We start from the raw sequence: 16,295 nt of genomic DNA, 5'->3' as shown, positions 1-16,295 counted from the left end.
TTCTACTACCACCAATCGAGATCAGTTGTAGTAGAAGTACTTTTAGTGCCGGGTTTTGGAATACCGTTCCTATCGGCAACTATTCCTATTTCCCTTTTCATTATTCCTCCAGCATCTATTGCTGAGTATTCTGAAATAATTTCTTCTTGGGAGTTAATACCAACAGAAACAAGAGTTCTTCTTCCGAGTTCATCAATTGCATGGTAAAACCTAACACCTTGACAATCCGGTTGATTCAAAATTTTTTGTAAAATGTCCTTTCCACAGAAAACCCATGGGTTTTCTGTGGGGTAAGCGTCCTGGAAGTCCTTAACCATTTTGGCACCCAGCTCAGGACCGATATCTTCTCCTACAGCTGCCAGGGAGGTGTTCAAAATTTTGTTTTGCATCATAGTAGTAAGTTTTTAGTGAAGGGTTGCTTTAATCCGTAATAACCTTCAAAAAAAAAAAAACGACAATGGGGCAATTCTTGCTCAAATTGTTATAAATTGGCTAAAATTCAAGCTGGTAGTGGGTTTACGATGAATCTTATAGTATATATACTAGGTTAAAAAGAGTAAAAATACGCTAAAAAGATAGTAAAAATCACATTTAGATGATGGCTAATTTACTAAGGTTTTTTACTTAAGCTGATATAGAATATTGATCCACCAGAAAATAAATGTAAAAAAGAATAATGTGTTCTTGAAAGCCTGGATTTTTATTTTTTAAAAACTAGCACCTAAATGAAGAAATTTTTATAGTAAAAAACTAAGGATTTTTACGTTGGAAGAAAAAAAAACGAGTGAAAGTACGATAACCGTAGTCTATGGCGTTATTTATTTACTTTAACATAAAATCCATAAACTCCCCCTACAAAAACCTATGAGTTCCGAGTTAAGCATTAAGGTTAGTATCGCTGATGACCATAAAATCTTTCGGGATGGGATTAAAATGGCTCTGAAAAACAAAGACTACCTAAAAATATTATGGGAAGCTGAGGACGGCAAAGATCTAATGCATAAAATGCAGTTGAAAAAGCCGGATGTTCTGCTAATGGATATTAGAATGCCGGAAATTGATGGTGTTAATGCAATTAATTTGTTAAGGAAAGAATACGATGATGTACGGATTATTGTATTGACTATGTACGATGATCAGGAAATGATTTCCAAAATGATGGAAATGGGGGCAAATGCATACTTGACGAAAACCACTGATCCGGAAGAAATTTACCAAGCCATTCTAACCTGCATGAACGATGATTTTTATTTTAATGATTTGGTAAATAAGGCCGTTCTTTCAAAGTTACAGACTAAAAAAGCAGTTAGGCAATTTTACCCAAATCCAATAAAGTTCTCAGAAAAGGAAGTTAGGATATTAAAGCTTTTAGCAGAAGACAAAACCACAGAAGAAATATCTAAGGAGGTGTTCTTGAGTCCAAGAACTATAGAAACGATAAGGCAGAATATGAAGTCAAAGGTTGGCGCCAAAACAATAGCCGGATTAATTATGTACGGAATGAGAAATAAAATTATCGATTAGTTGTTGAGATTTTAGTCGATCAGAAAGTGTATGTTAAGAAACATGATAAATTAATCCCTGACAATTTCTATTACTGTGCCAGTACCTTTAGTTGAAGCAATATTGCATTTCGCATTTATTAGCTTAGCTCTTTTCATGATGTTTTTTAGCCCGTGATGTTTGTTCTGCGTTCCGTGTAGAGATTCTTCTATTTCAAATCCTTTGCCATTGTCCCTAATTGAAAATGATAGACTATTCATACAATAAATTAGTTGCACATCAATTTGTGACGCCTTGCCATGAATGATAGAATTACTTATTGCTTCTTGGAATATTCTATACAATATTAGCTGTTCCTCGTTTGATAATTCGATGGGATCAAATTTTGTATGAATATTAATTGTTGTTTTGTTTATTTCATAGACTCTTTCTTTTTCTGCTTCTAATGCTCGAACAAGACCTAAGTCATTAAGAGTTTCTGAGCTAAGTGTTCTTGATATATTTGCAAGTTCATTTATGGCGTTTGATATTAGCTCTTTTGAAATTCTTATTTTGTTTTCAATGTTTGAATCGAATTTTTGATTGCTAAGGTTCAGCTTCGATAAGGTCAGTAACTGAGAAACATTATCGTGAAGTTCTTTAGATATCTTTTGGATTGTTTCCTCCTGAACGTCAATTCTTGTTTTTAGAAGCTCCTTTTCTTTTTCTAGGCTACGAAGCTTTAATTGGGTATTAAACTCGATACTTTTTTTGTTATAAAGTCGTAATATATGGTTTAGAAATATTATAAAAGCTATAATTGTTGTTAATGATCCAATTATAGTCCAGATAAAGATTTCTGATGTTTTATCATACATAAAAAAGCTTTTATAAATAATACAAACATGCAAATGTTTAGAACAATATACATGATGAATATCATCGAGGCAATCTGATTATATAGTTGGAATCCTTTGAATTTGAAAATTATTATTTCAGATATAAAATAAGGTATAGAACCAGTGTAGCAAACACATATTCCCATGATTATCCAATAATGGGGAGTTTCAGATAGAATTAAATTCTCGTTATTCTTAAATAGCCACAGAAAATATCTACAGACATATAAAGTGATATATAAGTTGGCTACTAGATATAAAACAGATGTGGCGTTTTGTGTGATAATTCGTGATAGGATAAAGGCTACAATGCATATCGTAATTTGAGTGTAGACATTTTTTTTGACACCAATTATGCTTGCTATATAGTTAGGGAGAAAAAAAACTTCGCAGCATGCAAAAAAGTACATAGTAGCAAATATTAGAGGAATGGGAACAGTCATGAATTCGACAGCTCCAAGGATCAACATGGCAAATACATTTAATATACAATATGGAACCAAATATTTATATTCATTTGTTTTCGACTTCCTAGTCGCAATTAAACAAAATATTGTTCCACTTAAAATTGCCATCAATTGTAAGATTGAAAATATTTGCATTGCGGTCATGCGTTCAATTTACAACTAAGTTAATGATGGACAGATAATTGCTATAAGGTGAAAAAACCCTTTTTTAATATTATTGTTTTTTGTACACAGGTCTCAATAAAACTAATTTCAGCCCAAAAGCATTTAGTTGATATTTATCCTATAACTTTCCTTTCCCAATCTCCCTCAGCCGGTTTATTACCTGTTCTACTACGGCATCGGGGCAGGAGGCTCCACTCGTAAGAAGGATTTTGAGGGGTGATTTTTCCGGCAGGTAATTGCGGATCTCTAGCTCTTTTTTTTGATGTATGTCAAAACTTCTGATTGTATGCTGATCGATAAGATTAGAGGCGTCCTTTACAAAATAGGTCGGCAGCCTGGTTTCGCATAACTCAACCAGGTGCGTAGTGTTAGACGAATTATATCCACCTACAACAATAGCAAAATCTGCTGCTGTTTCAAGCATGCCCGTAACAGCTGTCTGGTTATCATTGGTAGCATAACAAAGCGTATCACGCGTATCGGCAAAGCGCTCCTGTATATTTGTTGCATCCAGTTTGTGCAAACTGATGATCTCTGCCTTCAGGTATTCTGCAATTTCCTGGGTATCCGAAGCAAGTTGAGTGGTCTGGTTGATAACGCCAAAACGCTCCAGGTCCTTTTCGATTGAAAAACCCGCTGAATAACGCCCGCTGAACTCTGTATAAAATCCTTCCGCCGGTTTTTCCTTCCGGATATAGGCTGCCAGGCTTTTGGCCTCCGCCAGATCATTCACAATTACTGTTGGCGCATGCGCAGCAGCATGCGAAAATGTAGCCCGGGTTTCTTCATGTAATGGTTTGCCATGTATAACTATGCTGTAGCCTTTTTTTGCAATCTGCTCGCCCCGGTTCCAGACCTTTTCAACAAAAGGACAGGTAGTATTGTATTTTTCGGTACTAATGCCCTTTTCCTGCAACATTTTTTCCAGGTCGAGCGTGGTTCCAAAGGCCGGAATTAACACAATATCTTCCGCACTAATACTGTCAAATGGTATCAGCTGACGGCCATGTGTATCCTGCAAAAAACGCACCCCATGCTCCTGGAGATCCTGGTTAACCTGGGGATTGTGAATCATTTCACTGAGCAGAAAAATCCGTTTGCCCGGGTTTTCCGCTACCGTCCGGAAAGCAATTTCAATAGCATTTTCAACACCATAGCAAAACCCAAAATGGCGGGCCAGGTATATCTGCAGGTTCCCGAAATCCAGCAACGACGGACTGAAATCTTTTTTCAGCTTATCTTCCTGTTTTCTTCGCTGTTTAACCGCAGTAATAAGTGGACTTCGGTATTTTACGGGAACCTCAAATTGCTTCATAGCACAAATGTACTTAGTTTGCCCCTGACGTGAGGGAAGGTATATTTATCTTATTTTCACCTGGATAGAAACAAGCAAGGGCTGCTTTGGTTCTCTATTGGATTTTATTAGCAAAAATTATAAGATGTCTAAACTGCCTTTTCAACCTCTCAGCTGGAGCAGAGCCAGTAATGTATATGAGATTAACCTTCGGCAATACTCTGCAACAGGCAATTTTGCGGGGTTTCGCCCTTCCCTGCCCAGACTCCGAGATATGGGTATTGAAGTGCTCTGGTTTATGCCCGTAACCCCAATATCCCAAAAGCAACGAAAAGGAACGCTGGGCAGCTATTATGCAAGCGCAGATTTTTTTTCAGTTAATCCCGAATTCGGTAACCTGGATGAATTCATTAGCCTGGTAGAAGAAGCACACCAATTGGGGTTTAAAGTAATTATTGATTGGGTGGCCAATCATACGGGCTGGGATCATACCTGGACAAGCACCCATCCCGCTTATTATAAACGAAACGAAGCCGGCAATTTTTTTGACTCCAACGGCTGGGATGATGTGATCGATCTTGATTTTACCAACCCGGAAATGCGACGGGCTATGATTGAAGCCATGCGTTTCTGGGTTAAAAAATGCAATATTGATGGCTTTCGCTGTGATATGGCCATGTTGGTTCCCCTTGACTTCTGGATCGATGCAAGGACCGCACTCGACCAGGAAAAAGCGCTTTTCTGGCTCGCAGAATGTGAAGAGCCCCACTATCACGATGCGTTTGACCTCACTTATACCTGGGAATGGATGCACAAAACAGTTGAGTTTATGAAAGGCCAGACAGATCTAAACGGCCTCGAATCTCTTCTCTGGAAATACAACCACCAGTTTCCTCCTGGGGCCATGCGGCTCTATTTTACCACTAACCACGATGAAAACAGCTGGAATGGTACGGAATTCGAAAAATATGGAGAAGCTCATCAAGCTTTTGCTGTCTTTAGTGCCACCTGGAACGGGGTGCCATTGATTTACAGCGGACAGGAACAACCGAACCAAAAACGACTTAAGTTTTTTGATAGGGATCCTATACAATGGACCGCAGAGCCCCAATACACCCAGTTTTACCAGAAACTGCTTACCCTGAGAAGAGGTTTTCGCTGCATGGAAGCTGGTGCTGACGGGGTATATTGCTTCCGGGTCAGAACAACGGCCGATCAGCATATTTTCGCTTTCCTGCGTACCTCTGAACAAGACCAGGTGCTGGTTATGCTCAATCTTTCGCCGCACGATGGGGTAGGGTTTGGCTTCCTGGATGCAGCCATTGACGGATCTTATGAAGATGTATTTGAAGGCGGAAATTATGTGTTTCATCCCGGCTACCGCTATTATCAATTAGGTGCCTGGGGTTATAAAGTTTTTGCTCTATACCATAAGTCATAAAAAAAGCCGGCTCATCAACGAGCCGGCTTTTTTACAATTCGTAGTTTATTCAACGATCTTCATCGGGTACCTGAACACGCCTTCGTATCCAGGATACATACCATCCAGCGTAACTGAATTTCCCGCTTTCTCGATTTCAGAACGGAACTGCTCAATATTGGCCACTTCCTTTCCATTTACTTTCAGAATTACAAAACCTGCTTCCATCCTGGTTTTACTGAAAGCGCCGGACTCAGAAATATTTTTCACAATTACACCTCCCTTTACCCCCATTTCTTTGGCCAGCTTAGCATCTATGTTTCCAAAGTCGGCCCCCAGCTTATCCAGCACACTTATTTTTACAATATCTGTTGTGCCACTGCTGTTGCGCAATACTACATCACTGGTCAGGTCTTTGCCGTCTCTGCGGTATCCGATCTTCACTTTATCGCCGGGGCGGTAGGTAGCAATTTGTCCAACCATCTCAGCCCCTGTGGTAACCGGAACATTGTTGATTTTAGTAATAAAATCACCTTTTTTGATACCTGAATTGGCGGCTGCACCATCCTTGGTTACATCCAGCACATAAACCCCATCACCACTGGTAATACCTTCCTGTTTTTTACTTCTTCACTCAGGTTATCGGGTGCATAGTTGATTCCCAGGTAGGCCCTTTGCACCGTTCCAAACTTCATCAGATCAGCTACAATTTTCTTTACCATATTTACCGGGATGGTAAAGGAATAGCCCGCATAAGAACCTGTAGGCGATGCAATGGCAGAATTGATGCCGATCAGGTGCCCGGAAGTATTTACCAGCGGACCTCCGCTGTTGCCGGGGTTAACAGCGGCATCTGTTTGAATAAAGGATTCAATCGGCGTATTGCTTTGCCGGCGGTTGATCTCCAGCGTTCTGCTTTTTGCACTTACAATACCCGCCGTAACGGTGGTTTGCAGGTTAAGCGGGTAACCGATGGCTAAAACCCATTGTCCTACCCGCACATCATCCGAATTACCATATAGCAGGAAGGGGAGGTTCTTGGCGTCGATCTTCAGCACAGCAAGGTCACTGCTGGGGTCGGCACCAACGAGTTTTGCTTTGTAGGTTTTTTTATCACTCATGGTTACCGTAATCTCGTCTGCACCGTCAATTACGTGGTTATTGGTAACTATGTATCCATCATCACTGATAATAGCCCCTGAGCCAGATGCCATTTGCGGCATACTCCGGGGTGCCATACCCTCGTCCCAATCAAATCCAAACAGGTCAAACAGCGGACTTCTTTTGGGTAGATTATTACTGGCGGTACGCGTAGCTTTTGTTTTGATATGCACTGTAGCAGGGGTTGCTGCCTGAGCGGCCTGGCTGAAATCGGTAGGGGCCTCATTTACCCCATCAAAAAAACCGGCATAATTTGAAGGGATGCGGTTACTATCGGAGTTGTTGTAAACGATCTTCTCTCCGCCTATGTACTTGTTATAGGCCCACATGCTTCCTACCGATGTAACCGCGCTAATCAGAATTACGGGTACAATTTGCTGTAGTTTCATATGATTCTTCCTTTTTTGTTTTAGTTGGTCAAAGCTTATGCCTGACTCTTACAAAATAACGAAGCAGACATCTTTTCAGTTGCATGCTTATCCAGTTTAACAGAAGTTTTACTAAGGTCTTCGTAGATGGCTGTTTGCTTGTCAGGCCGCGTTTATAAAGTTACCAAAAATGTCATAGTGTCAACACCGTCCGCATAGTCTTTCCATCGGGGCACCTGCGCCTGTCCAAAAGCATTATACCCATGTCCAACGATGCATTGGATACTATTATTGCTCGCCAGTTCCTCTACAACTGCCTGTTTATCGGTGTAAAAACTGTAATTCAACTGACTGATGGGGGAGAATATTGCCTCATTTTCTGATAGCAGAACAGAACCATTGGTCATATAATACTGGTTGTTCAGCAGATGAATAGCCAGTTGATAATCGTAGTTGTTCTTGTATTTCGGGTGCTCAAAAAAATAGTTGTATTTTCTCATGGCATTGAGCAGGGGCTCGAAGGAATAGCCTTCCGGTACATATAGTTTGGTAACATTCCGGCAGCCCAGGCCGAAATAAAGGTGGGTGTCATCCGCCAGTTGATCGAGTTCGACGGCAGATTCGGTTCCGTCCAACAGGGCTACTGAGCTACGGTTGCGGCGGATAATATGGGGGTATTTGCCAAAATAATAGTCGAAATAGCGGGCACTGTTGTCAGATCCGGTGGCAATATAGGCGTCGCATCCTTTCAGCAATTCCGCAAAGCCGGTCTGGTTCTGGATGATTATTTCCCATTCATAGAGTTTAGCTAGTAAAAACCGAAATAAAACAGCATCCCGGCTAGAGGGCTTGATCAGGGCATTATGGCCGGCCAGGAATACGCATAGCCAGTCGTGGAAGCCCACCATCGGGATATTTCCAGCCATAACAATTCCGATGGTTTTAGGGGCGGGCATTTCGTCAGGTATCCTGTATTCTGCCGCAATAGACTCCAGGGCAGACCTGGATAGAAATTCGCTGGCAATTGCTTTCCCCGCCAATTCCGAAAATTCGGGCAGGAACCAGGGGTTTGCCAAGGCAGCCCGGTGTTTTGCCTCCTGCCAGTCGGGGGTGTTTTCAAGTATATATTCGCCCAGTTGAACCAATAAATCAATACGGTGTTGTAAATTCAACATGTACCTATAAATTTGCGTGCGAAGTTAACTCTTATCTAACCCATAATAAACTATAAACAATGGCAATCAAAATAACAGATGAATGTATCAATTGCGGCGCTTGTGAACCCGAATGTCCTAATAACGCCATTTATGAAGGTGGCGTGGAGTGGGCATTAAGTGACGGAACTTCGGTAAAAGGGAGTTTTACGCTCATGGATGGCACGGTGCTGGATGCCGACCAGCGAAATTCGCCGGTTAGTGTGGATACCTATTACATCGTACCGAACAAATGCACGGAATGCCAGGGATTTCATGAAGAACCTCAGTGTGCCGCAGTTTGTCCTGTTGATTGTTGTGTTCCGGACGAAATGTACCAGGAAACAGTGGATGAATTAATGGCAAAAAAAGAGCGGCTGCACCTGTAAAATTAATTTTTCAGATTCCCGGTAATTTTCGATCTTACAGGAGAAATCGTTTAATAGTAGCCTGGCTACTTTTTATAGGCGGGTGATATTTCCCGCTAGGTAACGGGTGAAGGAATGAATCCTTCACCTTTTTTCTTAACAACCAACCCATATTCCATGAATCTGCGACCAGTGATCGCGTTTTTAACCGGAGGTTATTCCGGTGAAGCTGAAATCTCCTATAAATCTGCCATAACGATTGAAAAAAATATTGATACAGAAAAATTTGATGTCTATAAAATTGATATCCGGCAGGATGGCTGGTGGTACCAGGCACCTGGCGGAGAAGCCATAGAAATTGATAAAAATGATTTTTCCTTACGGGTTAATGAGGCCCTGATCCGGTTTGATGCCGTGCTTATCGGAATACATGGAACACCCGGAGAAGACGGTAAACTACAAGGTTATTTTGATATGCTGGGAATTCCCTACACCAGCTGTGATGCCGCCACTTCCGCCCTTACATTCAACAAACGGTACACTGTTGCAGTAGCTGCCTTTGCCGGTATTAAAGTAGCACAGTCCCTGCACTTGTTCAAAAACCGGCCCATTGCGTCGGCAAGTATTGCTGCCCAGTTGCAAATGCCGGTTTTTGTGAAACCTAATAACGGGGGAAGCAGTATTGGCATGAGCAAGGTCATGGATCCCTCCGGTTTAGACGCAGCACTGCAAAAAGCCTTCCAGGAAGATGAGCAGGTGCTGGTGGAGGAATTTATCTCCGGTCGGGAATTCACCATTGGTGTTTTCCGGAAGGGCGATGAAATCATTACCCTGCCCTTTACAGAGGTAATTACCAAAAAAGATTTTTTTGATTTTGAGGCAAAATACGAGGGATTAAGTGAAGAAATCACCCCGGCCCAGGTTGCGGAAGAGATAGCGGTGAAAGTTCGTTCGGCTGCACGGAGGGTTTATGAAGTTTTTAACTGTCGGGGAATTATACGGATCGACTTTATTTACAATGAAGCTGCAGGGGAGCCTTACATGCTGGAAATTAATACAGTACCCGGCCAAAGTGAAGCCAGTATTGTACCCCAGCAGGTAAAAGCAATGGGTTGGACTTTGCGCGATTTCTACTCGGCACTCATCGAAGAAGCCTTGGCAGATAAATAATTTTACCTTTCTTTGATTCCAATCCTACAAAAAATATAATTCGTGTTTGCATCCATTACAAAAAAACCACTCTGGGTTAGTCTGTTAATAGCACTAGGAATAATTGTCCTTTTGGTGTTTGGTTTTTTCAGTTCACTGGATTTTTTTACCCGCCACGGAGAGGAAGTGGAAGTGCCGAATGTGGCTGGAAAATCACTTGAGGAGGCCACCTCCTTGCTGGAAGCCCAGGGGTTTGCGGTATCTATCCAGGATTCTATTTACCGCGATACCATAGCGCCGCTGGCCGTAATTAAGCAATTTCCGGAATCTGAATCCAAAGTGAAAGCAAACAGGACCGTCTACCTCACAGTAAACCGGGCCATTCCCCCAGACGTGGTAATGCCCAATCTTGTGGGAATGAGTGTGCGTAATGCTGCGATCGTATTGAAACAATTCGGGCTTAAGATGGGCGATACCAGTTACCGTCCGGATTTTGCCAAAAATTCTGTACTGGTTCAACTGCATAAAGGAAAAGAAATAAAACCCGGCGTAAAACTTCCAATGGGCACTTCAATTGCCTTGGTATTGGGAAGCGGTCTCTCGGATGTTGACATGGCCGTTCCGGACCTGTTTGGTTTAACCTATTCGGATGCCCGCGACCTTTTGCAAACCAGTGGTATTAACTTCGGTGCCAAAGTACTTGACCCGGAGGTGAAAGACACGGCCACAGCCTTCATTTACCGGCAAAGTCCAACCCGCAATACAGTCGACAGGAAGGTAAACCGGATCCGTCCCGGGCAAATGATCGATATTTGGTTAAGTACGAAAAAGCCAGTACGCGATACAAGTAATCAACCATCAAGAGTTACCACCCCGGTGGAAAACAATTACTAAAATTTTTTTATGCAAAACATAAGCGTTGAAGAACTGAAAACAAGAATGGATGCAGGGGAAAAACTGCATGTTATTGATGTTCGTGAGCCGGAAGAGTACGAGGCCTTTAATATTGGCGCAAAACTTATTCCCCTGGGCCGGTTCCAAACCATGGATGTAGATGAACTGATGCCATTGAAAGACGAAGAAATTATTCTTCATTGCCGCAGTGGAAAAAGAAGCATGACCGCCTGCCTGATCTTGGAATCGATGGGCTTTACCAATACCAAAAATGTGGAAGGCGGTATGCTGGCCTGGCAGGAAAAATTCGGCAGCTAATCTGCCCCTTATTTACCAGCTGCAAGGCTGAAAACAAGGTAGAAAATCAGGATGATCAATACATTGATTACAATGGTTTTTCTCATAGATACGGAATTTGGCATTTAGCACTATCCTAAATAGTGCCAAATGCCAAATTTTTTTATAGGAAATATACAGGGATATTTACCTCGTAACTATCACAGCCTGATATTTACGCCGCCCATACAGTTAATGCCCGCCATGGGATAAACGTAGTTTTCCGTTGTCAATTGCTGGCCATAAATATAACTGAACGTATAACCGTTGGGTTCGTACCGTTTGTTCAGCAGGTTATTGAGTTGAAAGATCAGGGTCATTTCTTTTACAGCCTTGCCTTTAACGGTGTAGGATAACCGAAGGTCCTGCGTGTAAAAGTCTGCGAGCTGCCTGTTGTGATTGGACGTGTTATCCAGGAACTGTTTTCCTACATACTTCCCGATCAGCGCTAGCTCGGCATTTTTTACAGGAAAAAGCTGCACTGTTGCGCTTCCCATAATAGCCGGAGAAAAGGAAATATCGGTTTTTTTGTATTGGATCGATTTTTGGGTGCCGGCATCATAATCGTCAAAAAACTCTTCAAAATCCAGCACTTTATTTTCGCTTAGTGTGAGGTTACCAAGTAGGGCGATCCAGGGCTGGGGTTTATACGATCCCTGTAACTCAATTCCCAGGCGGTAGCTTTTTGCAATATTCGTACGGGCGTAGGCGCCTACATCATTAATTTTTCCGGTAAGCACGAGTTGGTTCCGGTAATTCATGTAATAGACCGTGGCGCCCCAGGAACTACGGGTGGTTTTGTGCTCCAACCCGATCTCAAGATCATGGAGTTGTTCCGGTTTAGGCTGCTGTTGCAGTCCTGCTTCAAAGTCATCCCTGTTGGGCTCTTTATTGCCGACTGCAAAGGAAGCAAATGCATTCCAGGCCTGGTTGGTATAGCTGATCCCTGCTTTGGGGTTGAAAAAATGATAGCGATTATCCGTGCTTATGCCCGGATTATTCCGAAATCCGCTGATCCTGTAAGCCACCGTTCTGTACTGGAGGTCTACAAAACTCCGCCAGTTGGCGTGAAGTTGCTGCGTCCATTTTCCATAGACATTGATATCGGATTTGCGGGCCTGGTGCAGGTACCATTGGTAGCCGGGCGCAATGCCTGCGCTGGACCAGATAATTTTTCCATAATGATCACCGTCGTATTGTACGGCGGCGCCTCCCAGGCTAAGAGTGGTATTTTTTTTATTGTATTGTATAGAATACGTACCCCCATAAAAATAATTATCAAGCCATAGTTGCCGGATAAGATCGGTAGTGCTTACCGGACTTCCATTAATTATGGGATAGGTAAGCCCATAATCGGCATAATCCTCTTCCGCTTTGTATTGTTCATAATATCCTCTTCCCCGGGTAAGGAAAGCCGCAGTATTGAAGGATAGGTGTTCAGAAAGGGCATGGTTAAAAAAGAGTTGATAATGATCCTGCTGATAGTTATCTGTTTCGTTTTTATAGGGACTGCCCGGCTTTTCTGTTCCGGCGCTATTATAACGCCGGTTGGGGCCGTCTGCTTCTGTTTGAAGAATCCCGTTCCAGGCCTGGTAGGTCCGTTCTTTACCTGAGAAAATGTTTAAGCGCAGGCTCGATTTTTCAGTAATATAAGCGCCCGAAATATAATAGGATTGCAGGTTGCTGCTGGCGCGGTCTACATAACCATCACTGCTGATCCTGGATAAACGGGCATCAATGGTAAAATGCTCGCCTAGCAGGCCGGATCCTACTTTAACCGTGTTTTTCCAGGTATTAAAGGAACCAAAACTATTGTTTATTTCTGCGTATTTTTCTTCGCGGAATTCATTGGTGCTCAGGTTCAGGGTGGCGCCAAATGCTCCTCCTCCATTGCTGGACGTACCCACCCCCCGTTGAATCTGGATACTGCCGACAGAGGAGGCAAAATCGGGCAGGTTCACCAGGAATAAACCCTGGCTTTCCGCATCATTGTAGGGAATGCCGTTCAGGGTCATATTGATGCGGGTGGCATCGGAGCCGCGAATCCGGATACCCGTATAACCCACTCCATTACCAGCATCGGAGCTGATTACTACAGAGGGCGTCTGGTTCAAGAGGAAACTGAGGTCCTGGCCCAGGTTCTGTTTCGCAAAGTCTTTTGCTTTCAGGTTGGTAAGGGCAAATGGGGCACGATCGCCGGCCCGAAGGGCAGTAACTTCAACCGGTTTAAGGAATAAGTTAAAAGGTTCCAGGAAAAGAGTGTCTTCAACCACCGGTAACCGGAGCTGCAGGGGGCGATAACCGATGCCGGAAATAGTACATTGCCCTTGCTGGGCGGAAAACAGGATCCGGCCTTTTTCATCGGTGCTTGTTCCCCGGCCATTGGAAAATTCAATACTGGCACCGGCAACAGGCTGCCCGGATTGTTTGTCGGCAATAATAACTGCTTTGTTTTGAGCCACTAATGGGATAAGATACATGATAGCGCATATCCCCAAAAGCATTTTTTTCATTGATTTACATTAAAGTTGAAAAAATGATTTGAGAGAAATGCTGCGAAAGCAAAAGGAGGAATAAAAAATATGTGAACCACCTTCCCTGCGCAGGCATTACCCTGTTCAGGTTCTACGGGTATTATCTCAGCCTTGGATTAAACATCCTTAGCACCCCGAGGAATCTGATTGTTGATTACGGCCGTAATCGGCTGCGAAAATAAGGGCAAAAAAGTTTAAAAACACTGTAACATTTCAGAAACCTGGTCCGTCCTACTTAAAATACTTCAATATGCATAAAATTTTCAGCCTTCTCCTGCTGCTTTGCATCAGTACCGGATTATTAGCGCAAACCACTACTATTTCTGACAATAATGCCCGTACAAGATCCGTGGGTAGTTTTACGGGGGTAAAAGTTTCTGCGGGTATTGAACTGCTGTTGCAACAAGGCGATAAGGAAGCAGTAGCCGTAAGTTGTACCAATCCTGAGTACACAGACCGTATTAAAACGGTGGTAGAAGGAGGGGTGCTAAAAATTACCATAGATCAAAACGATGGCAACTGGAAATGGCGGAAAGGTCTGAAATTCAAGGCCTATGTGTCAATCCGTGAGTTAACGGAATTGTCGGCTTCTTCCGGAGCTACGGCAAAAACGGGGTCTACGGTAAAAGCGGCTAAAGTTAAGCTCGACGCCAGCTCCGGTGCTATCATGGAACTGAGTTTAAATGCTGCTGAAATTGATTCGGATAATAGCAGTGGCGCTATTACAGAAGTAAGCGGAAACGTCGAAAAATTAACGGTGGAAGCCAGTAGCGGAGCTGTTTTCAAAGGCTATGGTTTAAGCAGTACTTTTTGCTCTGCCGATGTAAGCAGTGGTGGGGTAATTGATATAACTGTAACCAAAGAATTGAATGCGGAAGCCAGTAGTGGTGGTGCAATTCATTACAAAGGAGGCGGATTGATCCGTAATTTACGTACCGGTAGTGGCGGTAGTGTAAAATCTCAAAGCAAATAATTCAACGCATTCTTAGCTGAAAAAAATAGTGTATGAAAAAAATAGTGGTAGGAGTTTTATTGGTATTGACAGCAATGGCCGGGCAGGCTCAAAAATACCTGATAAACGACAAAAACGCAGAAATGCGCACTGTGCCCACATTTACAGCCATTGATGCCTCCAGTGCTATTGATGTGTATATTTCTCAGGGCGATGAGTCGGGGGTGGCGGTAAGTTCAAGTGATAAAAAACTAACAGAACAGATTCGGACAGAAGTAAAAGATGGCGTGTTAAAAATCTGGTTCGCGAGCCAGGGGTGGAAAGATTGGCGTTCAGATCGGAAAATGAAAGCCTATATCTCCGTAAAAGACCTGTCTATGATAAAAGCCAGCGGTGCCTGTGATATTAGTATTATGGGGGTATTGAAATCCAATCAATTGAATGTGGAATTGAATGGAGCCAGCGATATGACCGGCGAAGTGGACTGCAATGAATTAACCATGAACCTGAATGGTGCAAGTGATATCCGGTTAAAAGGAAAAGTTGGAAAATTAGCTGCCAAAATAAGTGGTGCAAGCTCCGTAAAAGGCTGGGATCTTACAGCTGATTATTGTGAGTTAGATGCCAATGGAGCCTCCTCTATTAACGTAGTGGTAAACAAAGAGATTTCAGCCAAAGCGGGTGGCGCCTCCGATATCCGGATCAAAGGCGAAGGGCTAATAAAGGATATGAAAAGCAGTGGAGCCAGCTCCATAACGCGAAAAAGTTGATGCTGCCTGCTTTTAAAAAGATAAAAGCCGCTCCTGCAGCGGCTTTTATCTTTTTAGCAATTGTTTGATAAAGAATTATTTGGCAGGAAAGAAATCTCACTGTACATTTGCAATCCAAATCGCGAAGTAGAGCAGCGGTAGCTCGTCGGGCTCATAACCCGAAGGTCGGAGGTTCGATCCCTCCCTTCGCAACCACCGCCAGCAAGTAACACTTGCTGGTTTTTTATTGGTATCCACACTGATCTGGGTTCCCTGTAGAATTTAGTAGCTTTGTGGACTTTTTATTCTATGCGGCAACATCATCGCGTGAGAATCTGATTACCTCCCTGATCGCTTCTTTAGCGTGCTTTTGTTGCCCCTTTAATCGCTAAAGATGAAAGTTGGATTTGTAAACATATTTGGTAAACCTAACGCTGGTAAAAGCACTTTGCTGAATGCATTGCTGGGAGAAAAACTAGCCATCGTTTCTCCCAAAGTACAAACTACCCGGCATCGGATTAAAGGCATTCTTACAGAACCTGGGTACCAGGTAATTTTTTCTGACACCCCCGGTATCATTGAGCCAAAATACAAATTGCATCAGCGTATGATGCAGGCTGTAAAAAGCGCGCTGGAGGATGCCGATCTGGCCATTCTCCTGGTTGATTGCTGGGATAACTGGGAAGAAAGCGATGCCATTTTTTCTGCCCTCCGCCTGAAAGTGCCGGCATTGCTGGTACTGAATAAAATGGACGGGATCTCTGAAGAAAAACGAAAACTGGCGGAAGATTTTTTTAAGGACAAAGCGTATGTGAAAGAGGTACTGCCTGTTTCCGCACTTAAAAAAACGGGGCTGGATACATT

At 42.9% G+C, this 16,295-nt stretch carries 16 protein-coding genes, 1 tRNA gene and 1 riboswitch; of the genes, 10 read left to right on the top strand and 7 right to left on the bottom strand.

From position 1 onward, the window contains the following. Positions 1-5: 5 nt before the first annotated feature. Positions 6-392: a hypothetical protein gene (locus tag A1D16_RS11115; protein ID WP_290709436.1), complete on the bottom strand. Its 387-nt coding sequence runs from the start codon at positions 390-392 to the stop codon at positions 6-8. 472 nt (positions 393-864) lie between these two features. Between A1D16_RS11115 and A1D16_RS11110 the strand changes: the two genes are divergently transcribed. Continuing rightward, on the top strand, positions 865-1,524 hold the full coding sequence (locus A1D16_RS11110; RefSeq protein ID WP_290709435.1) for a response regulator transcription factor: 660 nt from the start codon (positions 865-867) through the stop codon (positions 1,522-1,524). A 50-nt stretch (positions 1,525-1,574) separates the two neighbouring features. Here the strand turns inward: A1D16_RS11110 and A1D16_RS11105 are convergent, their stop codons facing one another. Beyond that, on the bottom strand, positions 1,575-2,360 hold the full coding sequence (locus A1D16_RS11105) for an ATP-binding protein (RefSeq protein WP_290709434.1): 786 nt from the start codon (positions 2,358-2,360) through the stop codon (positions 1,575-1,577). Between the two features lie 771 nt (positions 2,361-3,131). Continuing rightward, positions 3,132-4,328: a 4-hydroxy-3-methylbut-2-enyl diphosphate reductase gene (locus tag A1D16_RS11100; protein ID WP_290709433.1), complete on the bottom strand. Its 1,197-nt coding sequence runs from the start codon at positions 4,326-4,328 to the stop codon at positions 3,132-3,134. Between the two features lie 124 nt (positions 4,329-4,452). Here A1D16_RS11100 and A1D16_RS11095 point away from each other — a divergent pair, with 124 nt between their 5' ends. Next, positions 4,453-5,748, top strand: a complete 1,296-nt coding sequence (locus A1D16_RS11095) for an alpha-amylase family glycosyl hydrolase (RefSeq protein ID WP_290709432.1) — start codon at positions 4,453-4,455, stop codon at positions 5,746-5,748. Positions 5,749-5,793: 45 nt separating this feature from the next. On the opposite strand, the gene A1D16_RS11090 is transcribed toward A1D16_RS11095, so the two are convergent. The 3 genes from A1D16_RS11090 to A1D16_RS11080 all read right to left on the bottom strand — a co-directional run bounded on the left by A1D16_RS11090 (position 5,794) and on the right by A1D16_RS11080 (position 8,431). Continuing rightward, a complete protein-coding gene (locus tag A1D16_RS11090) occupies positions 5,794-6,312 on the bottom strand; it encodes a PDZ domain-containing protein (protein ID WP_290709431.1) in 519 nt (172 codons plus the stop codon). Beyond that, a complete protein-coding gene (locus A1D16_RS11085) occupies positions 6,300-7,277 on the bottom strand; it encodes a trypsin-like peptidase domain-containing protein (protein WP_290709430.1) in 978 nt (325 codons plus the stop codon). Before A1D16_RS11085 ends, A1D16_RS11090 begins: the two co-directional genes overlap by 13 nt. A 152-nt stretch (positions 7,278-7,429) precedes the next feature. Continuing rightward, positions 7,430-8,431, bottom strand: a complete 1,002-nt coding sequence (locus A1D16_RS11080; RefSeq protein WP_290709429.1) for an acyl-CoA reductase — start codon at positions 8,429-8,431, stop codon at positions 7,430-7,432. 59 nt (positions 8,432-8,490) lie between these two features. On the opposite strand from A1D16_RS11080, the gene A1D16_RS11075 reads away from it, so the two are divergent. The 4 genes from A1D16_RS11075 to A1D16_RS11060 all read left to right on the top strand — a co-directional run bounded on the left by A1D16_RS11075 (position 8,491) and on the right by A1D16_RS11060 (position 11,178). Next, positions 8,491-8,838, top strand: coding sequence for a 4Fe-4S dicluster domain-containing protein (locus tag A1D16_RS11075; protein ID WP_290709428.1), 348 nt, complete (start codon positions 8,491-8,493; stop codon positions 8,836-8,838). A 156-nt stretch (positions 8,839-8,994) separates the two neighbouring features. After that, complete coding sequence (locus tag A1D16_RS11070; protein ID WP_290709427.1) at positions 8,995-9,987, top strand: D-alanine--D-alanine ligase; 993 nt, start codon at positions 8,995-8,997, stop codon at positions 9,985-9,987. A 42-nt stretch (positions 9,988-10,029) separates the two neighbouring features. Next, positions 10,030-10,860: a PASTA domain-containing protein gene (locus A1D16_RS11065; protein ID WP_290709426.1), complete on the top strand. Its 831-nt coding sequence runs from the start codon at positions 10,030-10,032 to the stop codon at positions 10,858-10,860. Positions 10,861-10,869: 9 nt separating this feature from the next. Beyond that, a complete protein-coding gene (locus A1D16_RS11060) occupies positions 10,870-11,178 on the top strand; it encodes a rhodanese-like domain-containing protein (RefSeq protein WP_290709425.1) in 309 nt (102 codons plus the stop codon). A gap of 179 nt (positions 11,179-11,357) precedes the next feature. Here A1D16_RS11060 and A1D16_RS11055 read toward each other — a convergent pair whose 3' ends face one another. Then, positions 11,358-13,709, bottom strand: a complete 2,352-nt coding sequence (locus tag A1D16_RS11055) for a TonB-dependent receptor (protein ID WP_290709424.1) — start codon at positions 13,707-13,709, stop codon at positions 11,358-11,360. Between the two features lie 65 nt (positions 13,710-13,774). Beyond that, positions 13,775-13,877: riboswitch (TPP riboswitch) on the bottom strand. Positions 13,878-13,980: 103 nt separating this feature from the next. Here A1D16_RS11055 and A1D16_RS11050 point away from each other — a divergent pair. From A1D16_RS11050 to era, 4 genes are all read left to right on the top strand, one after another. Beyond that, positions 13,981-14,703, top strand: a complete 723-nt coding sequence (locus A1D16_RS11050) for a head GIN domain-containing protein (RefSeq protein ID WP_290709423.1) — start codon at positions 13,981-13,983, stop codon at positions 14,701-14,703. 32 nt (positions 14,704-14,735) lie between these two features. Then, the gene (locus A1D16_RS11045; protein WP_290709422.1) at positions 14,736-15,452 is read left to right on the top strand and encodes a head GIN domain-containing protein; all 717 of its coding nucleotides are present in this window, start codon (positions 14,736-14,738) and stop codon (positions 15,450-15,452) included. A gap of 120 nt (positions 15,453-15,572) precedes the next feature. Continuing rightward, positions 15,573-15,647, top strand: a tRNA-Met gene (locus tag A1D16_RS11040). Between the two features lie 178 nt (positions 15,648-15,825). Further along, positions 15,826-16,295: GTPase Era (gene era / locus A1D16_RS11035; protein ID WP_290709421.1), on the top strand; the 470-nt coding region annotated here is incomplete at its 3' end.

This window comes from Flavihumibacter sp. CACIAM 22H1, assembly GCF_001601815.1.
In the GTDB taxonomy this organism is placed as follows: Bacteria; Bacteroidota; Bacteroidia; order Chitinophagales; family Chitinophagaceae; genus Flavihumibacter.
The sequence above is the reverse complement of the archived record's forward strand: the minus strand, read 5'-3'. Positions and strand labels throughout refer to the sequence as shown.

Coding starts and splice junctions, on each gene's coding strand:
- A1D16_RS11115 (WP_290709436.1), bottom strand. CDS start 392: ATGATGCAAAACAAAATTTTGAACACCTCCCTGGCAGCTGTAGGAGAA.
- A1D16_RS11110 (WP_290709435.1), top strand. CDS start 865: ATGAGTTCCGAGTTAAGCATTAAGGTTAGTATCGCTGATGACCATAAA.
- A1D16_RS11105 (WP_290709434.1), bottom strand. CDS start 2,360: ATGTATGATAAAACATCAGAAATCTTTATCTGGACTATAATTGGATCA.
- A1D16_RS11100 (WP_290709433.1), bottom strand. CDS start 4,328: ATGAAGCAATTTGAGGTTCCCGTAAAATACCGAAGTCCACTTATTACT.
- A1D16_RS11095 (WP_290709432.1), top strand. CDS start 4,453: ATGTCTAAACTGCCTTTTCAACCTCTCAGCTGGAGCAGAGCCAGTAAT.
- A1D16_RS11085 (WP_290709430.1), bottom strand. CDS start 7,277: ATGAAACTACAGCAAATTGTACCCGTAATTCTGATTAGCGCGGTTACA.
- A1D16_RS11080 (WP_290709429.1), bottom strand. CDS start 8,431: ATGTTGAATTTACAACACCGTATTGATTTATTGGTTCAACTGGGCGAA.
- A1D16_RS11075 (WP_290709428.1), top strand. CDS start 8,491: ATGGCAATCAAAATAACAGATGAATGTATCAATTGCGGCGCTTGTGAA.
- A1D16_RS11070 (WP_290709427.1), top strand. CDS start 8,995: ATGAATCTGCGACCAGTGATCGCGTTTTTAACCGGAGGTTATTCCGGT.
- A1D16_RS11060 (WP_290709425.1), top strand. CDS start 10,870: ATGCAAAACATAAGCGTTGAAGAACTGAAAACAAGAATGGATGCAGGG.
- A1D16_RS11055 (WP_290709424.1), bottom strand. CDS start 13,709: ATGAAAAAAATGCTTTTGGGGATATGCGCTATCATGTATCTTATCCCA.
- A1D16_RS11050 (WP_290709423.1), top strand. CDS start 13,981: ATGCATAAAATTTTCAGCCTTCTCCTGCTGCTTTGCATCAGTACCGGA.
- A1D16_RS11045 (WP_290709422.1), top strand. CDS start 14,736: ATGAAAAAAATAGTGGTAGGAGTTTTATTGGTATTGACAGCAATGGCC.